Origin of the sequence: Bradyrhizobium betae (assembly GCF_050632175.1) — a bacterium.
Classification (GTDB): domain Bacteria; phylum Pseudomonadota; class Alphaproteobacteria; order Rhizobiales; family Xanthobacteraceae; genus Bradyrhizobium; species Bradyrhizobium betae_B.
In genome coordinates, this window is the sequence record NZ_CP192576.1 from 2,614,117 (window position 1) to 2,638,141 (window position 24,025).

Here is a 24,025-nt window from a genome sequence, read left to right on the forward strand (position 1 = left end):
GTGGATTCGGCCGGCCCCGCAACCCGCCCAAATCCTTCAAATCCGGGCGGTTTTCGGGAGTTTTCCTTGACTCCCGGCGTTCGGCGGCTATAAGTCCCACAACCGGCGCGGGGCGTTTCTCGCGCCGCTTGTTTTTGCGTGGGTTTTCAAAGGGATAACTCCCGCCCGCACAAAACTCGCAATAAACCCATAGCGACTGACAAAAAGCCGACCCCGACAAACTGTCGCGAGGCCGGGAATGAACACGAAGGAAAACAACGATGTTCGCAGTCATCAAAACCGGCGGCCGGCAGTACCGCGTCGTTCCGGATGATGTCCTGGAAGTAGGCAAGATCGAAGGCGAAGTCGGCACGATCATTCAGCTGACCGACGTTCTGATGGTGGGCGGCGACACGCCGGTCCTGGGTCTGCCGACGGTGGCAGGCGCCTCCGTGGCCGTCGAGGTGCTCGATCACAAGCGCGGACCGAAGGTCATCGCTTTCAAGAAGCGCCGCCGCAAGAATTCACGCCGCAAGCGCGGCTACCGCGACGAGATCACGGTGCTGCGTATCAGCGAGATCCTGACCGACGGCGCCAAGCCCACCAAGGGGCCGCGTCCGAAGCGGGAGAAGGTCGTCAAGGAGACGGCCAAGGACGAAGCCGACGCCGCATAAATTGATCACGCCAATTCACGAGAATTGATGCGTGAGAAATTGTGAAATGATTCCGTCAAGGAATTGATCTAGAACTACGCAGGATTTGGAGACGAGCCATGGCTCACAAAAAAGCAGGCGGTTCATCGCGCAACGGTCGCGATTCCAAGGGCAAGCGCCTCGGGATCAAGGCGTTCGGCGGGGAAGTCGTCATTCCCGGCAACATCATTGCGCGTCAGCGCGGCACCACCTGGCATCCCGGCCTTAATGTCGGCATGGGCACCGACCACACTCTGTTCGCCAAGATCGAGGGTCGTGTCACGTTCCAGGCCAAAGCCAACGGCCGCACTTTCGTATCGGTACTCCCGCTCGCAGAGGCGGCCGAATAGACGGTGGACCAAATTTGGAGTCCGCCGGGTCCCTAGACCGAACCGGCGGAGTCCTTGAGATCATAGCGATCGAAGGCTCCAGGGGAGGCAGGGAAACCGGCCTCCCCTTTCGTTTGACGAGTTCACTTTTCACTTAGTGACTTTGACGGAGCCGGACATGTTGCAGGATTTCTCGAGCGTGACCTTGGCAGAGGCGAGACCGAGCGTCGTCGCCACCGAACGGCTGACCTTGCGGCGGCCGACCCTCGCCGACGTCAGGACCATCGCCCAGCTCGCCAACGACCGCCGTGTCGCCGAAAACACCCGCCGGCTGCCGCATCCCTATTCGCAGGACGATGCCGTCGCCTTCATCCGCGCCACCGCCGCACTCGGCAGCGAGACCGTGTTCCTGATCGAGCACGACAGCGGACCGGTCGGCATGGTCGGGATCGATTGCTCGGCGCCCGGCAATGCCGAGCTCGGCTACTGGCTCGGCGTCGCGCATTGGGGCCAGGGCTTTGCCACCGAGGCCGCGCGCGGCGCGATCGACTTCTTCTTCGAGGAGTTCGAGGACGATCATCTCTATGCCGGCGCGCGCGTCACCAACCCGGCCTCGCGCAACGTGCTGGAGAAGTGCGGCTTCCAGTGGAGCGGCGTGCAGCTTCACCGCTTCCTGGCGCTGGGATCGTCGACGCCGGTCGACTGCTTCCGGCTGTCACGCGGGGTGTGGTCGTCGCTGAAGAGCTGGAGCAGCGCGCGGCGCGTGAGGTAGCTACTCTACGCCGGCGGATTTACCTCACCGCCGGCGCGCCCCAGATCGCGCTCGCGCAGATAGATATAGAACCCGGCGCCGATGATGATGGCGGCGCCGACGATGGTGGCGATCTCAGGCACGTCGCCGAACACGACGAAGCCGAAGATCACGGCCCAGACGATCATCGAATATTGATACGGCACCACGACGCTCGCCGGCGCCAGCTTCAGCGAGCGGTTGACGCAGAACAGCGCGGTGACCGAAATGAGCCCGGCCGCCGCGAAGATCACGAGGCTGCCCGGCGTCGGCGGCACCCAGTTGAAGGCCGACAGCACTGCGCCGAGCAGGAACGTGCCGACGAATTGCGAGGATGCCATCACGATGTCCGGCGTCTTGCGCAGGCTGCGGGTGATCAGCATCAGGGTCGCGAAGGAGAGGCTGCCGCCGAGCGCGATCAGGGCCGGCAGGCTGACGGTCTGCGCCGACGGCCGCAGCGCGATCAGCACGCCGCAGAAGCCGACCAGGATCGCGGTCCAGCGCCGCCAGCCGACCTTCTCGCGCAGGAAGATCGCCGACATCGCGGTGACGAAGATGGGGCCGGCGAGATAGTAGGTGATGACGTCCGCGAGCGGCAGATAGACCGTCGCGAGGAAGAACGCCGCCACTTCCAGCGTCGAGAGCACGACGCGAAACAGCTGCAGGTGCGGCCGCTCCAGATGCAGGAACTGGTGACGCTGCGTCCAGATCATCGGCGACAGCAGCAGCAGCGCCGCGCAGGCGCGCAGGAACAGCAATTGCCCCACCGAATACGTCCCGACCAGGAACTTGCCCATGGCATCGCCGAACGAGAACATGAAGATCGACAGCAGCATCAACGCGATGCCGGCAAGGCGCGCGGAGCGGTCGTCATAGGCGGAGAGATTCTTGAAGAGAGGCATGGTGTAATCTGAGTGTGAGGGCTCGTCATTGCGAGCGAAGCGAAGCAATCCAGAGTGTCTCCGCGGCGGCAGTCTGGATTGCTTCGTCGCTTCGCTCCTCGCAATGACGGACGGAGAGAGCGTTGCGAGCAAGCGGCCAGAGCCGCTTGCGGTGGTTTTAATCAGGCTGGCGGCCGCGACAACCCCGCTCGTGCCGAATTGAACGGATTGTCGCACTCTTCGCGGCGCGGTAGCGATAGGCGCCCTCGCGAACGAAAGAGCCAAGCCATGACCGACTTCGACCCTGCCCGGCATCGCATGATCCCCGCGCAACGCTGGTTTGAGGATTTCGTCGTCGGCGAGCGCTTCGTGATCCCGAGCCGCACCCAGACCCCGGCGGTGTTCGCCGCGTTCCAGACCGCGAGCGGCGACACCCATCCGGTGCATTACGATGTCGAGTATTGCCGCAGCCGCGGCATGCCGCATCTGCTGGCGCACGGATTCCAGACCCTGATCCACACCGCGCCCGGCGCCGGCCTGTTTCCGTTCATGGTCGAGGACTCCTGGTCGGCTTCCTCGAGCAATCAAGCCGGTTCCTCAAGCCGGTGTTCGCCGACGACACCATCTATCCAGCGCTGGAGGTCACCGAGCTGGTGCCGGGACGCACGACCGGCGTGGTGACGCTGAAAAGCACCGTGTTCAACCAGCGCAAGGAGCTGGTGCTGGAGGGCATGCAGAAATTCCTGATCCGGCGCCGGCCGACTGGTTAAGCAAGGGCCGATATTCGCGGAAATTCGGCCGATTCAGGGGTAACCCCGGGTTGCCGCGCGGGACCGGCTGGCCTACCTATGGCCCATGAAATTCCTCGACGAAGCAAAGGTCTATATCCGCTCCGGTGACGGCGGGAACGGCTGCGTGGCGTTCCGCCGCGAGAAGTTCATCGAATTCGGCGGTCCTTCCGGCGGCAATGGCGGCCGCGGCGGCAATGTCATCATCGAGGTCGCCGACGGCCTCAACACGCTGATCGATTACCGCTACCAGCAGCATTTCAAGGCCCAGAAGGGCGAGAACGGTTCAGGCTCGGACCGCCACGGCGCCAACGGCAAGTCGATCGTGCTGAAGGTGCCCCTGGGCACGCAGATCTTCGACGAGGACCGCGAGACGCTGATCCACGACTTCACCGATGTCGGCGAGAAATTCGTGCTCTCCGAAGGCGGCAATGGCGGCTTCGGCAACGCGCATTTCAAGTCGTCGACCAACCGCGCGCCGCGCAACGCCAATCCCGGCCAGCCCGGCGAAGAGCGCTGGATCTGGCTGCGGCTGAAGCTGATCGCGGATGCCGGCTTGGTCGGCCTGCCCAATGCCGGCAAGTCGACCTTCCTCAGCAAGGTCAGCGCTGCCAAGCCGAAGATCGCCGACTATCCCTTCACCACGCTGCATCCGCAGCTCGGCGTCGTGAATGCCGACGGCCGCGAGTTCGTGCTGGCCGACATTCCCGGTCTCATCGAGGGCGCGCATGAAGGCACCGGCCTCGGCGACCGCTTCCTCGGGCATGTCGAGCGCTGCCGTGTGCTGCTGCATCTCATCGACGCGACCTGCGAGCATGCCGGCAAGGCCTACAAGACGGTGCGCAACGAGCTCGACGCCTATGGCGGGCTGCTGACCGACAAGATCGAGATCGTCGCGCTGAACAAGATCGACGCGGTCGCGCCGGACGAGTTGAAGAAGCAGAAGGACCGGCTCAAGCGCGCGGCCAAGAAGACGCCGCTGCTGATGTCAGGGGCGACCGGAGAAGGCGTCAAGGAAGCGCTGCGCGCGCTGGTGGATGTGATCGGCGAAGCCCCGGTGTCCGCCAAGGCCAAGAGCACGGCCGAAGCGGAGCCCTGGTCGGCCTGAGGCGTCGTCGGGCGACGCTCTCTCGCCACCTCTCTCCAGCGGGGAGAGGTTGTCTTCGCGCCATTGATGGCGCAGCATCCGGCACATCAGGAAATGCCGGAGCGAGGAAGCATGGCGCGCGCGAAGAACGTTCTCTGGATCATGTGCGACCAGCTTCGCTATGACTATCTCGGCTGCACCGGCCATCCGACGCTGAAGACGCCGAACATCGACGCCATGGCGAAGCGCGGCGTGCTGTTCAGCAAGGCCTATGTGCAGTCGCCGATCTGCGGGCCGTCGCGGATGTCGTTCTACACCGGCCGCTACATGCGCTCGCACGGCTCGCACTGGAACGGCTGGCCGCTGCGCGTCGGCGAGCCCACGCTCGGCGATCACCTCAAGACGATCGGCGTGCGCAACGTGCTGGTCGGCAAGACCCACATGGCGCCCGATCTCGAAGGCATGAAGGCGCTCGGCATCCCGCCGGAGTCTGTCATCGGCGTGCATGTCGCCGAGTGCGGGTTCGAGCCATACGAGCGCGACGACGGGCTGCATCCGACCGGGCGACCGCGTCCGAAATACGATGAGTACCTGCGCCAGCAGGGCTTTGAAGCCGCAAATCCCTGGGAGCATTGGGCCAATTCCGGCGCCGCGGACGACGGTAGCTTGCAGAACGGCTGGCTGCTGGTGCACGCCGACAAGGCCGCCCGTGTGCCGGACGAGCATTCCGAAACGCCCTACATGACGCGCCGCGCGATGGACTTCATCAGCGAAGCCGAGACCGACGGCAGGCCGTGGTGCCTGCATCTGTCCTACATCAAGCCGCACTGGCCCTATATCGCGCCAGAACCCTACGCCAGCATGTATTCGACCGACGACATGATCCCGGTGATCCGCTCCGAGCGCGAGCGGCAGAATCCGCATCCGGTGTTCGGCGCCTACATGGACATGCGCTACTCCCGCAACATGGCGCGCGACGATGCCCGGGAGAAGGTGATCCCGACCTATATGGGCCTGATCACCCAGATCGACGACCAGATGGGCGTGCTGATGAAATTCCTGGAGGCGCGCGGCCTGCTGGAAACAACGATGATCGTGTTCACCTCCGATCATGGCGACTATCTCGGCGATCACTGGATGGGCGAAAAGGATCTGTTCCACGAACAGTCGGCGAAGATCCCGCTGATCGTCATCGATCCGTCCAGCGAAGCCGATGCGACGCGCGGCACGCGCAGCGATGCGCTGGTGGAGGCCATCGATCTTGCGCCGACCTTCGTCGATTATTTCGGCGGCAAGGTGCCGGGCCACATCCTCGAAGGACGCTCGCTGCTGCCGCTGCTGCGCGGCCCAACACCTGCCGATTGGCGCAAGGTCGCGTTCTCCGAATACGACTATGCCATGCAGGATGTGCGGCTGAAGCTGAACCAGCCGATCGAGCGCTGCCGCCTGTTCATGGTGTTCGACGGCCGCTGGAAATACATCCATGCTTCCGGCTTCCGCCCGATGCTGTACGACCTCGAAACCGATCCGGACGAATTTCTGGATCGCGGCGACGATCCGGAATGCGCCGGCATCATCGCGCGGCTCAAGGCCGAGCTGTTCGACTGGGCGCTGCATCCGAACGACCACATCACGACGCCACGCGAGAAGATCGCCAACTATGCCGACAACCAGCTCCAGGTGAAGGGCGGGATCCTGATCGGCATCTGGGACGAGAAAGAGCTGGCGTCGATCAAGGACGGCATCGCGCAGCGCGCAAAGCTGTGAGGGAGGGAGCGAAGCTCCCTCAGTTCGTCGTGCCCGGGCTTGCCCCGGGCATCCACGTCTTGCGTCAATCGCGGAAGCTCGTGGATGGCCGGGACAAGCCCGGCCATGACGGCGGCGGAGTGCCTGGCGGGTGAGAGAACTCTAATTCTCGATCTTGTATCCCGTCGCCGTCACGATCGGCTGCCAGAACGCCGTGTTCGCGGCGAGTTCCTTCGACAATCCATCCGCATTGCTGCCGACCGGGATCAGGCCGATCGCGGTGAGCTTCTCCTTCACCTCGGGCTTGGCGAGTGCAGCGCTCGCGGCGGCGCCGAGCTTGCTGGCGAAGTCCGGCGGGCTGCCGGCTGGAAGCCACATGCCGTACCAGCCGTCCGCCACGAGAGCGATGCCGCTCTCCTTCAGCGTCGGGACCTCAGGCGCAAACGGCGAACGTTCCGCGCTGCTCACCGCGATGATCTTCACGCCCTTGGCGCGATGCTGCGGCAGCGCATCAGCCAATGTCACGATGCCGAACGAGACATGGCCGCCGACGAGATCGTTGAGGATCGGCGCGCTGCCGCGATAGGGCACGCGGGTCAGGGGAATGCCGAGATCCTTCTCGAGCCGGGAGCCCATGAAATGCGGAATGGTGCCGTTGCTCGGCACGCCGAACGACGTCTTGTCGGGATGCGCCTTCAGCCAGGCGGCAAATCCCTTGAAATCGGCGGCATCGACGCCCGGACCGATCACGACGGCAAATTCGAACCGCGCCAGCAGCGACACCGGCGTGAAATCCCTGGCCGTATCGAAGCTCGGCGTCGTCTCCACCATCGGCAGCAGGTACATAGTGGGCCCCGTGGTCACCAGCACCATGCTGCCGTCGGGGCTGCCGCCCTTCACCGCCTTGATACCGATCAGACCGTCGCCGCCGGTGCGGTTCTCGACCACGACGGTCCGTTGCAGCAGCGGGGCCATCTCCTGCGCGATCAGCCGGCACAGTGTGTCGCCGCCCGCCCCCGCTGCGAACGGGAAGATGATTTTTGTCAATCCGGCCTGCGCTTGCACGCCACCCGCCTGCGCCAGCAGCGGTAGTCCGACACATCCGGCCATGAATTTGCGGCGATCCATTCGTTTCCCCTTTCCGCCCTTTTTCGTTGCCGGCAATTAGAGCCGGCCCGGCGCCCGACACAAGGCCGACAATGGTGCCGTTTACCATCCCGGCCGCCTTGCGCCGGCCATCGTCCTGCTGCAAAAGCAGGCCTTCCCGGCGCCGGTCTCCGCTCCGCCGTTTCCGATGCAGAGCAATTCGCACCAAAGCGCCAGCACATAGCCACATGGCCAGCCCCGAACTCAGTCAATTCCGCCGCATCGTCGTCAAGGTCGGCTCCGCGCTGCTGGTCGATTCCGACAAGGGCGAGGTGCGGGCGTCCTGGCTCGCCGCGCTCGCCGACGACATGGCCAAGCTGCACAAGGAAGGCCGCGACGTCCTCGTCGTCTCCTCCGGCTCGATCGCGCTCGGCCGCAGCCGGCTCAAGCTGCCGCGCGGCCCGCTGAAGCTGGAAGAGAGCCAAGCCGCCGCCGCCGTCGGCCAGATCGCGCTGGCGCGGATCTGGTCGGAGGTGCTCGGCGCGCACGGCATCGGCGCCGGCCAGATCCTGGTGACGCTCCAGGATACCGAGGAGCGCCGCCGCTATCTCAATGCCCGCTCCACCATCGGCAAGCTGCTGGAATGGCGCGCGATCCCCGTGATCAACGAGAATGACACGGTCGCCACCAACGAAATCCGCTACGGCGACAACGACCGCCTCGCCGCGCGCGTCGCCACCATGGCGAGCGCGGACCTGCTGGTGCTGCTGTCCGACATCGACGGGCTCTACGATGCCCCGCCGAAGAACAATCCGAACGCCAAACTCATTCCGGTGGTCGAGAGCATCTCCTCGGAAATCGAGGCCGTCGCAGGTGACGCCGAGTCCGAGCTGTCGCGCGGCGGCATGCGAACCAAGGTCGAGGCGGCCAAGATCGCCACCACAGGCGGCACGCACATGCTGATCGCCTCCGGCAAGATCGAGCATCCGCTGCAGGCGATCGCCGATGGCGGCCGCTGCACCTGGTTCCTGACGCCGGCCAATCCGATCACCTCGCGAAAGCGCTGGATCGCAGGCTCGCTGGAGCCGAAGGGCACGCTGACCATCGACGCCGGCGCGGTTACGGCGTTGCGCGCCGGCGCCAGCCTGCTGCCGGCCGGCGTGATCAAGGTCGAGGGCCAGTTCGCCCGCGGCGACGCCGTGATCGTGCGCGGCCCCGACACCAGCGAGGTCGGCCGCGGCCTGATCGCCTACGACGCCGACGACGCCGAGCGGATCAAGGGCCGCTCCTCCCCGGACGTGATGGCCATCCTCGGCATCAGCGGCCGCTCGGAGATGATCCACCGCGACGATCTGGTGATGGGCGGGTAGCGCTTTTTCCGTCATGCCCGGGCTTGTCCAGGGCGTCCACGTTTTTGCTGCCGCGCGAAGGTCGTGGATGGCCGGGACGGGCCCGGCCATGACGCTGGGCTGAGCCATTGGCCGACCCGGCGGCGCGAACCGAACCCCTGCCATACCCTCCCCGCCCTTCGCAAAAGCAGGATTTCCGTGCTAGGACACCGCCTTAGCAAAGGTTGAAAACCCCATGGCCGCCCCCTCAAAGCCGTCGACGGCACTGCCGATCTTCAGGCGCTCATGTCCGATCTCGGAACCCGTGCCCGCGCTGCAGCGCGCGTGCTGGCGCTGGCGCCGCCGGAGCAGAAGAATCGGGCGCTGGAAGCCATGGAGCGGGCGATCCGCGCGAGCTCTGCAGCGATTCTCGCCGCCAACGCCGAGGACGTCGCGGAGGCCCGCGCGTCGAGCAACATGACGGCGTCCTTCATCGATCGCCTGACGCTGACGCCGGCGCGGGTCGAAGCGATGGCCGAGGGAATCGGCATCGTGCGTGGCATCGCCGATCCCGTCGGCATCGTCACCGAGAGCTGGCAGCGGCCCAACGGGATGACCATCGAGCGCGTGCGCGTGCCGCTCGGCGTCGTCGGCGTGATTTTCGAGAGCCGGCCGAACGTTGCCGCCGATGCCGGCGTGCTGTGCCTGAAATCCGGCAACGCCGTCATCCTGCGCGGTGGCTCCGACAGTTTCCGCTCCTGCCGCGCCATCCATGAATGCCTGGTACAGGGCCTGAGCGAAGCCGGCCTGCCCGAAGCCGCGATCACGCTGGTGCCGACGCGCGACCGCGCGGCGGTCGGCATGATGCTGTCCGGATTGAACGGCGCCGTCGACGTCATCGTGCCGCGCGGCGGCAAGAGCCTCGTGGCGCGCGTCGAAGCCGAAGCACGCGTCCCTGTGTTCGCGCATCTCGAAGGTGTCAACCACGTCTATATCGACGCCAGCGCCGACCTCGCCATGGCGAAGTCGATCGTGCTCAACGCAAAAATGCGCCGCACCGGTGTCTGCGGCGCCGCCGAGACGCTGCTGGTCGATCCGCGCCGCTGCCGGCAAGAACCTGAAGCCGCTGGTCGAGATGCTGATCGAGGCCGGATGCGAAGTGCGCGGCGACGACGCCGTGCAGAAGGTGGACAGCCGCGTCAAGGCCGCCAGCCCGGACGATTGGGACACCGAATATCTCGACGCGATCATTGCGGCGAAGGTCGTCGACGGCGTTGACGGCGCGATCGCGCACATCCAGACCCACGGCTCGCATCACACCGATGCGATCGTGAGCGCGGACGAGCTCGCGGCGAAGAAATTCCTCAGCGAAGTCGATTCCGCGATCGTGCTGCACAACGCATCGACGCAGTTCGCCGACGGGGGTGAGTTCGGCTTCGGCGCCGAGATCGGCATCGCCACCGGCCGCTTCCACGCGCGTGGCCCGGTTGGCGCGGAGCAATTGACCAGCTTCAAGTATCGCGTTCACGGTACCGGGCAGACGCGGCCGTAAGCAACGTCGTGGGGCGCGGGCCTTGAGTAACAATTTCGTCGTGCCGCGTTTCCCGGCACAAGCGATCCCGCCCTATACGGAGGGCATGCGCATCGGCCTGCTCGGCGGCTCCTTCAATCCGCCGCATCAGGCCCATCGCGCCATCAGCCAGTTCGCGCTCAAGCGATTGCAACTCGATCGCGTGTGGTGGCTGGTGACGCCGGGCAATCCGCTGAAAGAGAACGGTACGCTGCATGAGCTCGGCGAACGGATGCAGGCTGCGCGCGAGGTCGCCAACGACCCCAGGATCGAGGTGAGCTGTCTCGAATCCGTCATCCGTACGCGCTACACTATCGACACGATCAACACCCTGCGCCGCCGCCTCCGCGGCTTGCGCTTTGTCTGGATCATGGGCGCCGACAACCTCGCTCAATTCCATCGTTGGCAGGATTGGCGCCGCATCGCCGGCCAGGTGCCGATCGCGGTCATCGACCGCCCGCCGCAGAGTTTTCGTGCCCTTGCCTCTCCCGCCGCCAAGGCGCTCGCGCGCTACCGCCTGCCCGAGAATAAGGCAGCACTGCTTGCCGATCAGCCGGCACCGGCCTGGGTTTTCCTGACCGGATTGAAGCTGGATCTCTCCTCGACCCGCCTGCGGAACCCGGATGGGAGCTGGAAAGGTACGAAGTGAGTCAGACTGTGCGGACGACGTGTGGATTTTGGGCTCTCTGGCATATTGAAACCCTTAACCCCACATGATGTAGTGTAACCAGTGGGCGCCGGATTCGGCGTTCGCGATACAGTGAAAGGAATGGTCCCTGACCACATCTGTATTGTCCAAGTCAGCTTCACCGAAGTCAGCTTCAACGAAGTCTGTTTTACCCAACGCAAAACCGGCGCGTAAAACATCGACCAAAGCTGCGGCCTTGAAGGCGCAACCCGACGCCGACAAGACGCTGAGCCTGATCCTCTCCCGCCTCGACGACATGAAGGCGGAGGAGACGGTCACCATCGACCTTCGCGGCAAATCGGCGTACTCGGACTACATGATCGTCACCACCGGCCGGGTGAACCGGCACGTTGGCGCGATCGCGGAAAACGTCGCCAAGGGCCTCAAGGAAAACGGTATCAAGAACATCCACGTCGAGGGCTTGCCCAATTGCGACTGGGTGCTGATCGATTCCGGCGATGTGATCGTGCACGTGTTCAGACCCGAGGTTCGCGAATTCTACAATCTCGAGCGATTGTACACGCAGGGCCCAGGGGCGGCGAAAGCGATCGCGGCGAAGGCGATCTAGAGGCGACGGGCCGATTTCGAATCGGCTGACGCGCATGCTAGCGTCGTGCGCGCGCAACCTGCGCGCGGTCTTGAAAACACGACCCTGAAAACATCATGCGTGTTGCAGTCATTGCGGTGGGCCGGCTGAAGCAGGGTCCCGAACGGGAGCTTGCCGATCGCTATTTCGAGCGGTTCGACGAGGCCGGACGCAAGCTCGGATTCCGCGAGCTCGCCATCCACGAAATTCCCGAGAGCCGCGCGCGCGACACCGCGACACGGATGGCCGAAGAGGCCGCGGCCATCTCCGCGCATGTTCCGGACAAGTCGATCCTGGTGGCGCTGGACGAGCGCGGCCAGAACCTCGATTCCACCGTATTCGCACGGAATCTCGGGCGCTGGCGCGACGAGGGTGCCGGTCATACGATCTTCGTAATCGGAGGGGCGGACGGACTTTCGCCCGAATTGCGCCGTAAGGTCAAGCTCGCGATTGCGTTCGGCTCGGCGACCTGGCCGCATCAAATGGTCCGCGTCATGCTTCTGGAACAGCTTTATCGGGCCGCCACCATTCTGGCCGGCCACCCCTATCACCGCGCGTGATGCGCGCCACAACGAGCACTTTTGCTTAAAGCGATGCGAGCGCCCGTCATCAACCTGCTGCTGATCGCGAGCGTCTCGGGCGCAAGCCTCGCGCAAGCTCAGACGACAACGCCGGCACAGCAGGCCGCGGCCGTCTCAGCCGATGCGGTCAAGCAGCGCGAGCAGGAACTGGAAGCCGCGCGCGCCAGGCAGAAGAGCGCGGAAGAGGCGCAGGCCAAGCTCAAGGCCGAGATCATCTCGCTCGGCCAGGATCGCACCCAGCTCAACCAGCAATTGATCGACACCGCCGCCAATGTGCGCGCCGTCGAAACCAAGGTCGACGAAGCCGAAGCACGGCTGCGGTCGCTGAACGGCCGCGAGCAGCAGATGCGCACCTCGCTGGATTCGCGCCGCGCCGACATCGTCGAGGTGCTGGCCGCCTTGCAGCGCGCCGGCCGGCGGACGCCGCCGGCGCTGCTGGTACGGCCCGAGGACGCGCTGCAATCGCTGCGCACCGCCATGCTGCTCGGCGCCGTGGTTCCGGACCTGCGCGGCCGCGCGGAGAAGATCGCAGGCGAACTCGGCGAACTCGTCGCCTTGCGCCGGAGCATCGCCGCCGAGCGGGACCAGCTCGCCACCGACCGCGACAGGATTCGCAACGACCAGACCCGGCTCGCGGCCCTCGTCGACGAGCGGCAGCGCCAGCAGGCGTCGCGGGAAAAGGACCTCAGCGCCGAGAGCTCGCGCGCGATTGCGCTGTCAAAGCAGGTCGGCGATCTCCAAGGACTGATCGCCAAGATGGAGCAGGATCTGCAGAGCGCCGCCAAGGCCGCTGAGAAAGCGGCCGACGCCGCAAGACAGGCCGAGGCCAAGGAGGCCAAGCTGGCAGCTGCAAACGCAGTCGCCAGCGCCAAGCCCGGTCCCGGCGCTTTCAAGGATCGGTCCCGGACCACCCCGGCCATCGCCTTCGCCTCGGCCAAGGGCCTGCTGCCGTTCCCGGTTAACGGTAACAAGATCAGGGATTTTGGCGGTTCCGACGGGGTCGGCGGGGTCCAGAAGGGCATTTCGCTGGCCACCAAGCCCGGCTCCCAGATCACGACGCCGTGTGATGGCTGGGTGGTCTATGCCGGCCCGTTCCGCAGTTATGGACAACTCTTGATCCTCAATGCCGGGGGCGGGTATCATGTCCTGATCGCCGGGATGGAGCGCATTTCGGTCAACATCGGACAGTTCGTGCTCACGGGCGAGCCTGTCGCGACCATGGGGTCGACCTCTCAAGTCGCCTCCATTCTCGCCACGAACGCGAGTCAACCTGTGCTGTATGTCGAGTTCCGTAAGGACGGCACTCCAATCGATCCAGGCCCATGGTGGGCCGCAAATGAAGGCGAGAAGGTTCGCGGATGATGCGCAAGACTTCAGTTATCCTCCTCAGCGCGGCCACGGGTGCGGCGCTGACGCTGTTCGTGACCCAGCCGCGCGCGGTCTTCATGGGCTCGAGCGCACGGGCCGCCACCGCGGACACCTATCGCCAGCTCAACCTTTTCGGCGACGTCTTCGAGCGCGTGCGCTCGGACTATGTCGAGAAGCCCGACGACACCAAGCTGATCGAATCCGCCATCAGCGGCATGCTCACAGGCCTCGATCCGCATTCGAGCTACATGGACGCGAAGAGCTTCCGCGACATGCAGGTGCAGACCCGCGGTGAGTTCGGCGGCCTCGGCATCGAGGTGACGATGGAGGACGGCCTGATCAAGGTGGTCTCGCCGATCGACGACACGCCAGCCTCGCGCGCCGGCGTCATGGCCAATGACATCATCACCAATCTCGACGAGGAAGCGGTGCAGGGCCTGACCCTGAACCAGGCCGTCGAGAAGATGCGCGGTCCGGTCAACACCAAGATCAAGCTGAAGATCATCCGCAAGGGCCAGGACAATCCGATCGACGTCACGCTGGTGCGCGACAACATCCGCGTCCGCTCGGTGCGCGCGCGCGTCGAGACCGACGACATCGCCTATATCCGCATCACCACCTTCAACGAGCAGACCACCGAAGGCCTGAAGCGCGAGGTCGCCAACCTCTCGAATCAGATCGGCGACAAGCTGAAGGGCTACATCATCGACCTCAGAAACAACCCGGGTGGCCTGCTCGAGGAAGCGGTCACCGTCTCCGACTCGTTCCTGGAGAAGGGCGAGATCGTCTCGACTCGCGGCCGCAATGCCGAGGAGACGCAGCGTCGCACCGCGCATGCGGGCGATCTCACCAAGGGCAAGCCGGTCATCGTCCTGGTCAATGGCGGCTCGGCCTCGGCGTCGGAAATCGTCGCCGGCGCGCTGCAGGACCACAAGCGTGCGACCATCGTCGGCACGCGCTCGTTCGGCAAGGGCTCGGTGCAGACCATCATCCCGCTCGGCTCGGGCAATGGCGCGCTGCGTCTGACCACGGCGCGCTACTACACGCCGTCGGGCAAGTCGATCCAGGCCAAGGGCATCGTGCCCGACATCGAAGTGCTGCAGGACGTGCCGGACGAGTTGAAGTCGCGCACCGACACCAAGGGCGAAGCTTCGCTGCGCGGCCATCTGAAGAACGATGGCGACGAGAAGACCGGCTCGCAATCCTATGTTCCGCCGGACGCCAAGGACGACAAGGCGCTCAAGCTCGCCGGCGACCTGCTCCACGGCATCAAGAACAGCGCCTCCGCGGCGCCCACGCCGGGCGACAACAAGGGCGCGACCACCGACAAGCCCAAAGCGGCGAACTAGGTCGGGCGCATCACGCGATCCAGCAAAGGGCGGCTCCCGGAGCCGCCCTTTTGCTTGGTCTTGCGCAATCCCCGGCGCATCCCGGCCTGCCGCCGCTTGACCTCGGCGTGGTATCGTCGGCGGGAGTGATTCGGGATCTCGCATGACTGAAACGGCCGATGATCTGAGCGCCCCGCTCGGACAGGACAAGCCGCGCCGGAAGCGCCGGCTGCGGCTGCCGTTCACGGCCATGCAGGCGCTGGCCGCCATGCTCGGCCTGTTCCTGGCCGCCTTTGCCGGCTTCGCCATCTTCAACAAGGACCCGCTCGGCGGCGAGCCGATGACGCGGCTCGCGATCCGTGAGCCCAAAGCCACCGACGAGAAGCCCGCCGCTGCCGGCCATGGCCAGGAGAGCAAGCAGGAGGCCAAGGAAGCGCCGAAGCAAGCGGGCGAGCAGAAGACCGTCACCATGATCGACGGTTCCACCGGCACGCGCCGCGACGTGGTGATCGGTGGCGGGGACTCGGCGGACAAGGGGGAAGCTGCGGCCGCGAATGCACCGCCGCCCGTCATGGCCGGCATCGACCCGAAACTGCTTGAGAAGTCGCGCTACGGCATGATCCCGGTGGTGGCCGGAGACCTGAAGCCGTTCAACGTCTATGCCGCGGATGCCGACCGCGCCAAGGCCGCCAAGATGCCCGTGGTCGCGATCCTGATCGGCGGCCTCGGCGTCGGCGCCGCCAAGACCACCGATGCAATCATGCGGCTGCCGCCGGCCGTGACGCTCGCCTTCACGCCCTACGGTGCCGACCCCGGCAAGCTGGCCGAACGGGCCCGCGCCCAGCGCCACGAGATCTTCCTCCAGATCCCGATGGAGCCCTACGACTTTCCGGACAACGACCCGGGGCCACAGACGCTGCTGACCTCGCTTACTGCCGACCAGAACATGGACCGCCTGTACTGGCACCTCAGCCGGATGCAGGGCTATGCCGGCCTCACCAATTTCATGGGCGCCCGCTTCGTGGCGACGGAGCCGGCGATGCAGCCGATCATCCGCGAGGCGGCCAAGCGCGGCCTCGGCTTCTTCGACGACGGCTCCTCGCCCCGTAGCATCGCGCCGCAGGCCGCGGCCGGCGCGGCGATGCCGTTCGGCAAGGGCGACATCGCAATCGACGCGGTGCCGACACCGGCCGAGATCGACCGCGCCCTGAACAAGCTCGAATCGATGGCGCGCGAGCGCGGCACGGCCGTGGGCACCGCCTCGGCCCTGCCGGTCTCGATTGAGCGCATCGGCGCCTGGACCAAGACATTGAGCGACCGGGGTATCCTTTTGGTGCCATTGACAACCGCGATGCTGAAATCAAAATCCAGCTAAATCAACGGATTGGTACGGCACGGGTCCCGCGGGGGCCGGCATGCCCGCCAAAAGCACGCGAGAGGCCTGGCGGAATGGCGCGTTACGAGGATTTGCCCTACCGGACCTGCGTCGGCGTGATGCTGATCAACCGGAAGGGACTGGTGTTCATCGGCCGCCGCGCCGGCGGCATCGAGCATGTCGACGACAGCCATGTCTGGCAGATGCCGCAGGGCGGCGTCGATCCCGGCGAGGACACCTGGGACGCGGCGAGGCGCGAGCTCTATGAGGAGACCAGCGTGCGCTCGGTCGAGCGGCTCGGCGAGGTCCCGGACTGGCTTACTTACGACATTCCGCGCACGGTCGCAGGCCGCGCCTGGAAGGGCCGTTACCGCGGCCAGCGCCAGAAATGGTTCGCAGTGCGCTTCACCGGCGAGGACAGCGAGATCAACGTCGAGCACCCCGGCGGCGGCCACAAGGCCGAGTTCGTGAGCTGGCGCTGGGAACCGATGAAGAATTTGACCGGGCTGATCATTCCCTTCAAGCGCCCGGTGTATGAGCGCGTGGTGAAGGAATTTTCCGCGCTGGCGGATGAATAAATCAAATTGTCATTCCGGGTTCGGTGCTAACGCATGGCCTGGATGACAATGAAAGACGCGCGCTTGACCGAGCAAAAGCCCTACCGCCCCAACGTGGGCATCGCCCTCTTCAATGCCGACGGCCGCGTGCTGATCGGCCATCGCTTCAAGGGCGACGGACCCGAGATCATCCTGCCGGGCCTCGACTGGCAGATGCCGCAGGGCGGGGTCGACGAGGGCGAGGATCTGCGCGATGCGGCGATGCGCGAGCTCTGGGAGGAGACCAGCGTCAAGAGTGCGAGCTATCTCGGCGAGACCGACTGGCTGACCTATGAATTCCCGCCCTACGACGGACCGCAAACGCACCGGCTGGCGAAGTTCCGCGGCCAGCGCCAAAAGTGGTTCGCACTGCGCTTCACCGGCAAGGACGACGAGATCGATCCCCTGACGCCGCGCAACGACCAGCCCGCGGAATTCGACGCATGGCGTTGGGAGCGCCTCGACCGCGTCCCCGATGTGGTCGTGCCGTTCCGGCGCGAGGTTTATCGGGCCGTGGCGCGCGAGTTTGCGTCGTTCGGAAACTAAAACTGCGAAAATAACCCCATGCACAGTAGCCGGCCACCGCAGGCGTGGCGCTCTGTCGTTGGGGCGAAGGCACTGAAGCGTCGGAAGGAATCGGCGGGCCGCGCAATCGTCGCCATGATCATCGTCAGGGTCGTTGCCAACGCGCTTCCAGGGATGATGCGTCGAGCACTATAAAATATCGACCGCCCGGGCGGATCGACATTTCAGCGCCCGCCACGGCCGTGACGTGCGCTGAGCGTATTCGGAAATTTATCGCGGGCCAGGAATTTTGCAGGACTATCGATGCGAGCTCCGGAGCGTTGCCCCGGGGCTTAGTGCATAGCGGTGCTGCTGAGCTGCTGCTGGATGCTCTTGAAGTGGTCGAGCCGCGCGATGGCCTGGTCGAGCTCGTTGCCTTCGTGCTCCTTCAGGCCTTCTTCCATCTCCGAGACGGTCGCGGCGAACTGGGCGCGGTCGAGCTCGGCCAGCGACGTCGCGACGTCGGCGAGCACGGTCAGGCCGTTCTCGGAAACCTCGGCGATGCCGCCGAGCACGATGATCTTCTCGTGCTTGCCGCCGCTGGTAACGGTGAGAATGCCGGGGCGGATCGCAGCCACGACCGGCGCATGCCCCGCCAGCACGCCGAAATCACCCTCGACGCCGGGAATGTCGACCTGATCGACCTCACCCGAGAATGCGAGCTTTTCCGGCGAGACGAGATCGAAGTGGAACGTGGCCATGGGCTATCCGTTGTTTTCCGCTTGTCACCCGCGGGTTTGACCCGCGGGTCCATGCATCAAAGCAATGTCTCGATGGATCGCCGGATCAAGTCCGGCGATGACGAGATGCTTAGGCAGCTTCCGCCGCCAGCTTCTTGCCCTTCTCGACGGCTTCTTCGATGGTGCCGACCATGTAGAAGGCGGCTTCCGGCAGGTGATCGTACTTGCCTTCCACCAGGCCCTTGAAGCCCTTGATGGTGTCGGCGAGGTCGACGAACTTGCCCGGCGATCCCGTGAAGATTTCGGCGACGTGGAACGGCTGCGACATGAAGCGCTCGACCTTGCGGGCGCGGGCCACGGTCAGCTTGTCCTCTTCCGAAAGCTCGTCCATGCCGAGAATGGCGATGATGTCCTGGAGCGCCTTGTAACGCTGCAGCACCTGCTGGACCTGACGGGCGACCGCATAGTGCTCCTCGCCGACGACCAGCGGGGAGAGCATGCGCGAGGTCGAGTCGAGCGGGTCCACCGCCGGATAGATGCCCTTTTCGGCGATCGAGCGCGACAGCGTGGTGGTCGCGTCCAAATGCGCGAACGAGGTCGCGGGAGCCGGGTCGGTCAAGTCGTCGGCCGGAACGTAGATGGCCTGCACCGAGGTGATCGAGCCCTTCTGCGTGGTGGTGATGCGCTCCTGCAGCGCGCCCATGTCGGTCGCGAGCGTCGGCTGATAACCCACCGCCGAAGGAATACGACCCAAGAGCGCCGACACTTCCGAACCGGCCTGGGTGAAGCGGAAGATGTTGTCGACGAAGAACAGCACGTCCTGGCCCTTGTCGCGGAAGTCTTCCGCGATGGTCAGACCGGTGAGCGCGACGCGGGCGCGGGCGCCCGGCGGCTCGTTCATCTGGCCGAACACCAGCGCGCACTTCGACTTGACGCTCGGATCCGGATTCTTCGGGTCGGCGTTGACCTTGGACTCGATGAACTCGTGATAGAGGTCGTTGCCCTCGCGGGTACGCTCGCCGACGCCGGCGAACACGGAGTAACCACCGTGCGCCTTCGCGACGTTGTTGATCAGCTCCTGAATCAGCACGGTCTTGCCGACGCCGGCGCCGCCGAACAGGCCGATCTTGCCGCCCTTCGCATATGGAGCCAAGAGGTCGACGACCTTGATGCCGGTGACGAGAATTTCAGCTTCGGTCGACTGGTCGGTGTAGCTCGGCGCTTCCTGGTGGATGGGGCGCAGACCTTCGGTCTTGACCGGGCCGGCTTCGTCGATCGGCTCGCCGATCACGTTGATGATGCGGCCGAGCGTGCCTTCGCCGACCGGAACGCGGATCGGCTGGCCGGTGTCGGTCACTTCCTGGCCGCGCACCAGACCTTCGGTCACGTCCATTGCGATCGTGCGCACGGTGGACTCACCAAGATGCTGCGCAACCTCCAGCACGAGGCGGATGTTGCCGTTCCTGGTTTCCAGCGAATTGAGAATGGCCGGGAGGTGGCCGCCATCGAACTGAACGTCGACAACGGCGCCCATCACCTGGGTGACGCGACCGACCTGGTTAGCTGCTGTAGCCATGAAGCTCTCCTTCGAAATTCTTTACTTGAACGACCGTCGTGAGTTCGTGCGTCAGACCGCCTCGGCGCCGGAGATGATCTCGATCAGCTCCTTGGTGATCTGGGCTTGACGGGTTCGGTTGTAGATCTGGGTTTGCTTGCGGATCATTTCGCCAGCGTTGCGGGTGGCGTTGTCCATCGAGCTCATCTGCGCGCCATAGAACGAGGCGTTGTTTTCCAGCAGCGCGCGGAAGATCTGCACCGCGATGTTGCGCGGCAGCAGGCGGGAGAGGAGTTCGTCCTCCTCCGGCTCGTATTCATAGGAGGTCGCCGGCGCGTTCGCCGCCTTTTCTTCCACCGCCAGCGGAATGATCTGCTGGGCGGTCGGGACCTGGGCGATCACCGACTTGAACTGCGCGTAGAACAGCGTGCAGACATCGAACTCGCCGTTGTCGAAACGGGCCAGCACTTTCCTGGCGATGTCCTCGGCGTTGACGAAGCCGAGCTGGCGAACGCTGCGCAGGTCGAGATGCTCGACGATCTGCTTGTCGAACAGGCGGCGGAGCTGCTCGTAGCCCTTGCGGCCGACGCAGAAGAATTTCACGTCCTTGCCCTGCGCCATCAGCGCCTGGGCGCGATCGCGCGCCAGGCGCACGATCGACGAGTTGAAGGCGCCGGAGAGGCCGCGCTCGCCGGTGCAGACCAGCAGCAGGTGGACCTGGTCCTTGCCGGTACCGGCGAGCAGCGCCGGTGCGCCGGGCGAACCCGCGGCAGCGCTGGCGATGTTGGAGATCACCGCGCCCATCTTGTCGGCGTAGGGCCGCGCCGCCTCTGCCGCCTGCTGGGCACGGCGTAACCGGGACGCAGCGACCATCTGCATCGCCTTGGTGATCTTTTGCGTCGCCTTGGTGGAGGCGATGCGGACGCGCATGTCTTTAAGTGACGCCATTCTTCGTTCACCCCGGCGGTTCGACCCTTATGATCGAGCCGCTGACTATCCCAGTCGTCATGCCCGGGCTTGTCCCGGGCATCCACGTTCTATCTTGCAAGTCGAAACGCGTGGATGGCCGGGACAAGCCCGGCCATGACGGCGTTCTTAAGCGAAGCTCTTGGCGAAACCTTCGACCACCGACTTCAGCTTGGCAGCGGTGTCGTCGGTGAGGTCGCGGGTGTCGCGGATCGAATTGAGGATCTCGACGTTCTTGCCGCGCAGCAGCGAGAGCAGACCGTCCTCGAACGCGCGCACCTTGCTGACCGGAAGCGGATCGAGATAGCCGTTGGTGCCGGCCCAGATCACGCAGACCTGCTCTTCCATCTTCAGAGGCGCGAACTGCGGCTGCTTCAGGAGCTCGGTCAGGCGCGAACCGCGGTTCAGCAGGCGCTGGGTCGAGGCGTCGAGGTCGGAACCGAACTGCGCGAACGCCGCCATTTCGCGGTACTGCGCGAGCTCGCCCTTGATCTTGCCGGCGACCTTCTTGGTGGCCTTGGTCTGCGCCGAGGAGCCGACGCGCGACACCGACAGACCGACGTTCACGGCGGGACGGATGCCCTGGAAGAACAGGTCGGTTTCCAGGAAGATCTGGCCGTCGGTGATCGAGATGACGTTGGTCGGAATGTAGGCCGACACGTCGTTGGCCTGGGTTTCGATGACCGGCAGCGCCGTCAGCGAGCCCGAGCCCTGGTCCTTGTTCAGCTTCGCCGCGCGCTCGAGCAGGCGGGAATGCAGATAGAACACGTCGCCGGGATAGGCTTCGCGGCCCGGCGGGCGGCGCAGCAGCAGCGACATCTGGCGGTAGGCGACGGCCTGCTTGGACAGATCGTCATAGATGATGACCGCGTGCATTCCGTTGTCGCGGAAATACTCGCCCATGGTGCAGCCGGTGAACGGCGCGATGTACTGCATCGGCGCCGGATCCGAAGCGGTGGCGGCGACGATGATCGAGTACTCGAGCGCGCCCTGCTCTTCCAGCACCTTCACGAACTGGGCGACGGTCGAACGCTTCTGGCCGACCGCGACGTAGACGCAGTACAGCTTGATGTTCTCGTCGGGCTGCGCGTTGAGCGGCTTCTGGTTCAGGATGGTGTCGAGCGCGATCGCGGTCTTGCCGGTCTGACGGTCGCCGATGATCAGCTCGCGCTGGCCGCGGCCGATCGGGATCAGGGCGTCGATCGCCTTGAGGCCGGTCGCCATCGGCTCGTTCACCGACTTGCGCGGGATGATGCCGGGCGCCTTGACGTCGACGCGCATGCGCTTGTCAGCCTGGATCGGGCCCTTGCCGTCGATCGGGTTGCCGAGCGCGTCGACGACGCGGCCGAGCAGGCCCTTGCCGACCGGCGCGTCCACGATGGCGCGGGTGCGCTTGACGGTCTGGCCTTCCTTGATCTCGCGGTCGGCACCGAAAATAACGATACCGACGTTGTCGGTTTCGAGGTTCAGCGCCATGCCGCGGGTGCCGTTCTCGAACTCAACCATTTCACCGGCCTGGACGTTGTCCAGACCGTAGACGCGGGCGATGCCGTCGCCGACGGACAGCACCTGTCCGACTTCGGAGACTTCAGCTTCCTGGCCGAAATTCTTGATCTGGTCCTTGAGGATCGCGGAAATTTCCGCGGCGCGGATGTCCATCAGCCTGCCTCTTTCATCGCGTGCTTGATCGAATTGAGTTTGGTGCGAAGCGAACTATCGATCATGCGGCTGCCAAGCTTCACGACGAGGCCACCGATGATCGAGGGATCGACATTCACGTTCAGCGCGACGTCCTTGCCGGTCACCGACTTCAGGGCAACCTTGAGGGCGTCGAGATTCTTGTCCGAGAGCGCTTCCGCCACTGTCACGTCCGCGGTCGCCTCACCCTTGAACCTGGCGACGAGGGCGCGGTAGGCGCGGATGACGTCCGTCACCACGAACAGGCGGCGGTTGGCGGTCAGCACCTTCAGGAAATTGGCGGAGATGCCGGCGATACCGGCCTTGTCCAGCACGGCCGAGAGGGCCCTGGACTGGGTCTCGGCGGCAAATACCGGACTGCGGACGAGGCGCCTGAGATCGGCGCTTTCGTTCAGCAGGCCCTCGAACCTTTCGAGATCGGCTTTGACCTCGTCGACCGCTTTCTGGTCGCGGGCCAGTTCAAACAAGGCCGTTGCATAACGGCCCGACACACCGGAAACGGACGTATCTTCTGCAGCCACAGACGCGCTCTTTTTGCTGTCAAACTCGCAAGGGAAAAACCGTCGCCACAGAGCGGCGCCTAGCGATCCAAGCCCTTGGAATTCAAGCGGGACTTCGATTTTCGGCCGACACGGGACGTGTCGGGTCCGTTAAAATCGCGGCTTTGCTAACATAGCAGGCGCGCACGTGCAACATGACGGCAACTTAAAGGCTTGGCTGTTTCTCGCCAGTTCGTCGCAGCTTGCAGCGTAGCGACCACACGTTCGACCACCCTGCCCCATCTTGGACGACGACGTGCCACGCCACGGAATTGCCGTGAGCCTTAACCGCGCCATTGCGCCTATTCGTTCCTGCCCTCAGCGCATAGCCGCCATGAACACGGATCGCTGAGGCGTGAAACCGTGACTGACTACGCCGGCCGCCGAATACTTACCCAATTCTAAACACTGAGTGTGATGACTTCGCTCTTCAGTATTCATAAGTAATTACGAGGTTAATAAATTGTTAAAATGCAAGAATACGAAACATCAGCTGCAACATCGGTGCCAATAACAAGATGTTACATGACGACACAGAACGGATTTACTGCCCAATTCATGCCTCATTGCGAAACCAAACGCCAATCCGCTCGCAAACTGATGGGGGCTCCACTGGCCACATATGTGGCAATACTAGCTTAGGGACCACTATATGCTGTCTTTGTTGACGCTGGGCTCTGTGACCCGGCCGCGTACGGCGATCGCTTTTGTTGCCGCAACTCTCCTCGTCGGTGGGACTGCCACCGAGGCTTCCGCCAAATCCAGGCATCACCACCGGTATTCTCACCACCATCACCGCCACCACGCCCAGAACGACACCAACGCGACCCCTGATTGGCGCAACGCCAATGCGTCGATGACGCCATCATCGGGCACCGGGCGCTCCTTTTCCGGCATGGCTTCCTATTACGGCAACGAGTCCGGCAGCCGGACCGCGTCGGGCCAGCGCTTCAACCAGAACGCCATGACCGCAGCGCACCGCTCGCTGCCGTTCGGCACCAAGCTGCGCGTCACCCACGGCGGCTCGAGCGTCATCGTCACCATCAATGACCGTGGCCCGTTCATTCGCGGCCGTGTGCTCGACCTCTCCACGGGCGCAGCCCGCGCCATCGGCCTCACCGGCCGCGGCGTCGGCCGCGTCACCGCGGAAGTGGTCTCCTAAGCGCTCCAGCGTCAAAGCGCAGGTCTCGTCATTGTCTGCGGACATGTGAGCGGCGAGATCAGC

General features: G+C 64.7%; 22 protein-coding genes and 2 pseudogenes. 17 read left to right on the forward strand and 7 right to left on the reverse strand.

The genetic code is table 11. The features are described from left to right. Positions 1 to 260: 260 nt before the first annotated feature. The 3 genes from rplU to ACQ86E_RS12645 all read left to right on the forward strand — a co-directional run bounded on the left by rplU (position 261) and on the right by ACQ86E_RS12645 (position 1,772). Positions 261 to 653: a 50S ribosomal protein L21 gene (rplU, locus tag ACQ86E_RS12635; protein ID WP_431205661.1), complete on the forward strand. Its 393-nt coding sequence runs from the start codon at positions 261 to 263 to the stop codon at positions 651 to 653. A 98-nt stretch (positions 654 to 751) separates the two neighbouring features. Continuing rightward, positions 752 to 1,021 carry a 50S ribosomal protein L27 gene (gene rpmA / locus ACQ86E_RS12640; RefSeq protein ID WP_008137923.1) on the forward strand — a complete coding sequence of 90 codons (270 nt, stop codon included), beginning with the start codon at positions 752 to 754 and terminating at the stop codon, positions 1,019 to 1,021. 157 nt (positions 1,022 to 1,178) lie between these two features. Next, entirely contained in the window at positions 1,179 to 1,772 is a 594-nt protein-coding gene (locus ACQ86E_RS12645) for a GNAT family N-acetyltransferase (protein ID WP_431205662.1), read from the forward strand. Between the two features lie 5 nt (positions 1,773 to 1,777). On the opposite strand, the gene ACQ86E_RS12650 is transcribed toward ACQ86E_RS12645, so the two are convergent. Continuing rightward, positions 1,778 to 2,692 (reverse strand): DMT family transporter, encoded by a 915-nt coding sequence (locus ACQ86E_RS12650; RefSeq protein WP_431205663.1) that lies wholly within the window; start codon positions 2,690 to 2,692, stop codon positions 1,778 to 1,780. A gap of 267 nt (positions 2,693 to 2,959) precedes the next feature. Between ACQ86E_RS12650 and ACQ86E_RS12655 the strand changes: the two are divergent. The 3 genes and pseudogenes from ACQ86E_RS12655 to ACQ86E_RS12665 all read left to right on the forward strand — a co-directional run bounded on the left by ACQ86E_RS12655 (position 2,960) and on the right by ACQ86E_RS12665 (position 6,313). Beyond that, positions 2,960 to 3,441: pseudogene (locus ACQ86E_RS12655) on the forward strand (MaoC family dehydratase). An 85-nt stretch (positions 3,442 to 3,526) separates the two neighbouring features. After that, positions 3,527 to 4,567: a GTPase ObgE gene (obgE, locus tag ACQ86E_RS12660; protein ID WP_431205664.1), complete on the forward strand. Its 1,041-nt coding sequence runs from the start codon at positions 3,527 to 3,529 to the stop codon at positions 4,565 to 4,567. A gap of 111 nt (positions 4,568 to 4,678) precedes the next feature. After that, positions 4,679 to 6,313 carry an alkaline phosphatase family protein gene (locus tag ACQ86E_RS12665; RefSeq protein ID WP_431205665.1) on the forward strand — a complete coding sequence of 545 codons (1,635 nt, stop codon included), beginning with the start codon at positions 4,679 to 4,681 and terminating at the stop codon, positions 6,311 to 6,313. A 141-nt stretch (positions 6,314 to 6,454) separates the two neighbouring features. Here ACQ86E_RS12665 and ACQ86E_RS12670 read toward each other — a convergent pair whose 3' ends face one another. Next, entirely contained in the window at positions 6,455 to 7,420 is a 966-nt protein-coding gene (locus ACQ86E_RS12670) for a Bug family tripartite tricarboxylate transporter substrate binding protein (RefSeq protein ID WP_431205666.1), read from the reverse strand. A gap of 206 nt (positions 7,421 to 7,626) precedes the next feature. On the opposite strand from ACQ86E_RS12670, the gene proB reads away from it, so the two are divergent. The 10 genes and pseudogenes from proB to ACQ86E_RS12720 all read left to right on the forward strand — a co-directional run bounded on the left by proB (position 7,627) and on the right by ACQ86E_RS12720 (position 17,344). Beyond that, complete coding sequence (gene proB, locus ACQ86E_RS12675) at positions 7,627 to 8,748, forward strand: glutamate 5-kinase (RefSeq protein ID WP_431205667.1); 1,122 nt, start codon at positions 7,627 to 7,629, stop codon at positions 8,746 to 8,748. A 264-nt stretch (positions 8,749 to 9,012) separates the two neighbouring features. Further along, positions 9,013 to 10,258: pseudogene (locus ACQ86E_RS12680) on the forward strand (glutamate-5-semialdehyde dehydrogenase). Positions 10,259 to 10,280: 22 nt separating this feature from the next. Beyond that, complete coding sequence (locus ACQ86E_RS12685) at positions 10,281 to 10,925, forward strand: nicotinate-nucleotide adenylyltransferase (RefSeq protein ID WP_431205668.1); 645 nt, start codon at positions 10,281 to 10,283, stop codon at positions 10,923 to 10,925. A gap of 235 nt (positions 10,926 to 11,160) precedes the next feature. Further along, complete coding sequence (gene rsfS / locus ACQ86E_RS12690) at positions 11,161 to 11,532, forward strand: ribosome silencing factor (RefSeq protein WP_028139198.1); 372 nt, start codon at positions 11,161 to 11,163, stop codon at positions 11,530 to 11,532. A 95-nt stretch (positions 11,533 to 11,627) separates the two neighbouring features. Next, entirely contained in the window at positions 11,628 to 12,110 is a 483-nt protein-coding gene (gene rlmH / locus ACQ86E_RS12695) for a 23S rRNA (pseudouridine(1915)-N(3))-methyltransferase RlmH (RefSeq protein WP_431205669.1), read from the forward strand. 33 nt (positions 12,111 to 12,143) lie between these two features. Further along, entirely contained in the window at positions 12,144 to 13,493 is a 1,350-nt protein-coding gene (locus tag ACQ86E_RS12700; protein ID WP_431205670.1) for a murein hydrolase activator EnvC family protein, read from the forward strand. After that, positions 13,490 to 14,848 carry a S41 family peptidase gene (locus ACQ86E_RS12705; RefSeq protein ID WP_143842450.1) on the forward strand — a complete coding sequence of 453 codons (1,359 nt, stop codon included), beginning with the start codon at positions 13,490 to 13,492 and terminating at the stop codon, positions 14,846 to 14,848. The genes ACQ86E_RS12700 and ACQ86E_RS12705 overlap by 4 nt, the downstream gene beginning before the upstream one ends. 142 nt (positions 14,849 to 14,990) lie before the next feature. Then, the gene (locus ACQ86E_RS12710) at positions 14,991 to 16,202 is read left to right on the forward strand and encodes a divergent polysaccharide deacetylase family protein (protein ID WP_431205671.1); all 1,212 of its coding nucleotides are present in this window, start codon (positions 14,991 to 14,993) and stop codon (positions 16,200 to 16,202) included. 74 nt (positions 16,203 to 16,276) lie between these two features. Beyond that, positions 16,277 to 16,780, forward strand: a complete 504-nt coding sequence (locus ACQ86E_RS12715; RefSeq protein WP_014439042.1) for an RNA pyrophosphohydrolase — start codon at positions 16,277 to 16,279, stop codon at positions 16,778 to 16,780. A gap of 63 nt (positions 16,781 to 16,843) precedes the next feature. Beyond that, positions 16,844 to 17,344, forward strand: a complete 501-nt coding sequence (locus ACQ86E_RS12720) for an RNA pyrophosphohydrolase (RefSeq protein WP_431205672.1) — start codon at positions 16,844 to 16,846, stop codon at positions 17,342 to 17,344. Positions 17,345 to 17,655: 311 nt separating this feature from the next. On the opposite strand, the gene ACQ86E_RS12725 is transcribed toward ACQ86E_RS12720, so the two are convergent. The 5 genes from ACQ86E_RS12725 to ACQ86E_RS12745 form a co-directional block, all read right to left on the reverse strand. Next, positions 17,656 to 18,063, reverse strand: coding sequence for a F0F1 ATP synthase subunit epsilon (locus ACQ86E_RS12725; protein WP_431205673.1), 408 nt, complete (start codon positions 18,061 to 18,063; stop codon positions 17,656 to 17,658). 109 nt (positions 18,064 to 18,172) lie between these two features. After that, the gene (gene atpD, locus ACQ86E_RS12730; protein WP_431205674.1) at positions 18,173 to 19,618 is read right to left on the reverse strand and encodes a F0F1 ATP synthase subunit beta; all 1,446 of its coding nucleotides are present in this window, start codon (positions 19,616 to 19,618) and stop codon (positions 18,173 to 18,175) included. 51 nt (positions 19,619 to 19,669) lie between these two features. Beyond that, positions 19,670 to 20,545: a F0F1 ATP synthase subunit gamma gene (locus tag ACQ86E_RS12735; RefSeq protein WP_431205675.1), complete on the reverse strand. Its 876-nt coding sequence runs from the start codon at positions 20,543 to 20,545 to the stop codon at positions 19,670 to 19,672. Between the two features lie 147 nt (positions 20,546 to 20,692). Next, positions 20,693 to 22,222, reverse strand: a complete 1,530-nt coding sequence (gene atpA, locus ACQ86E_RS12740; RefSeq protein WP_143842456.1) for a F0F1 ATP synthase subunit alpha — start codon at positions 22,220 to 22,222, stop codon at positions 20,693 to 20,695. Further along, positions 22,222 to 22,782: a F0F1 ATP synthase subunit delta gene (locus ACQ86E_RS12745; protein ID WP_431205676.1), complete on the reverse strand. Its 561-nt coding sequence runs from the start codon at positions 22,780 to 22,782 to the stop codon at positions 22,222 to 22,224. The genes atpA and ACQ86E_RS12745 overlap by 1 nt, the downstream gene beginning before the upstream one ends. A gap of 670 nt (positions 22,783 to 23,452) precedes the next feature. On the opposite strand from ACQ86E_RS12745, the gene ACQ86E_RS12750 reads away from it, so the two are divergent. Next, positions 23,453 to 23,962: a septal ring lytic transglycosylase RlpA family protein gene (locus ACQ86E_RS12750; protein ID WP_431205677.1), complete on the forward strand. Its 510-nt coding sequence runs from the start codon at positions 23,453 to 23,455 to the stop codon at positions 23,960 to 23,962. Positions 23,963 to 24,025: the final 63 nt, after the last annotated feature.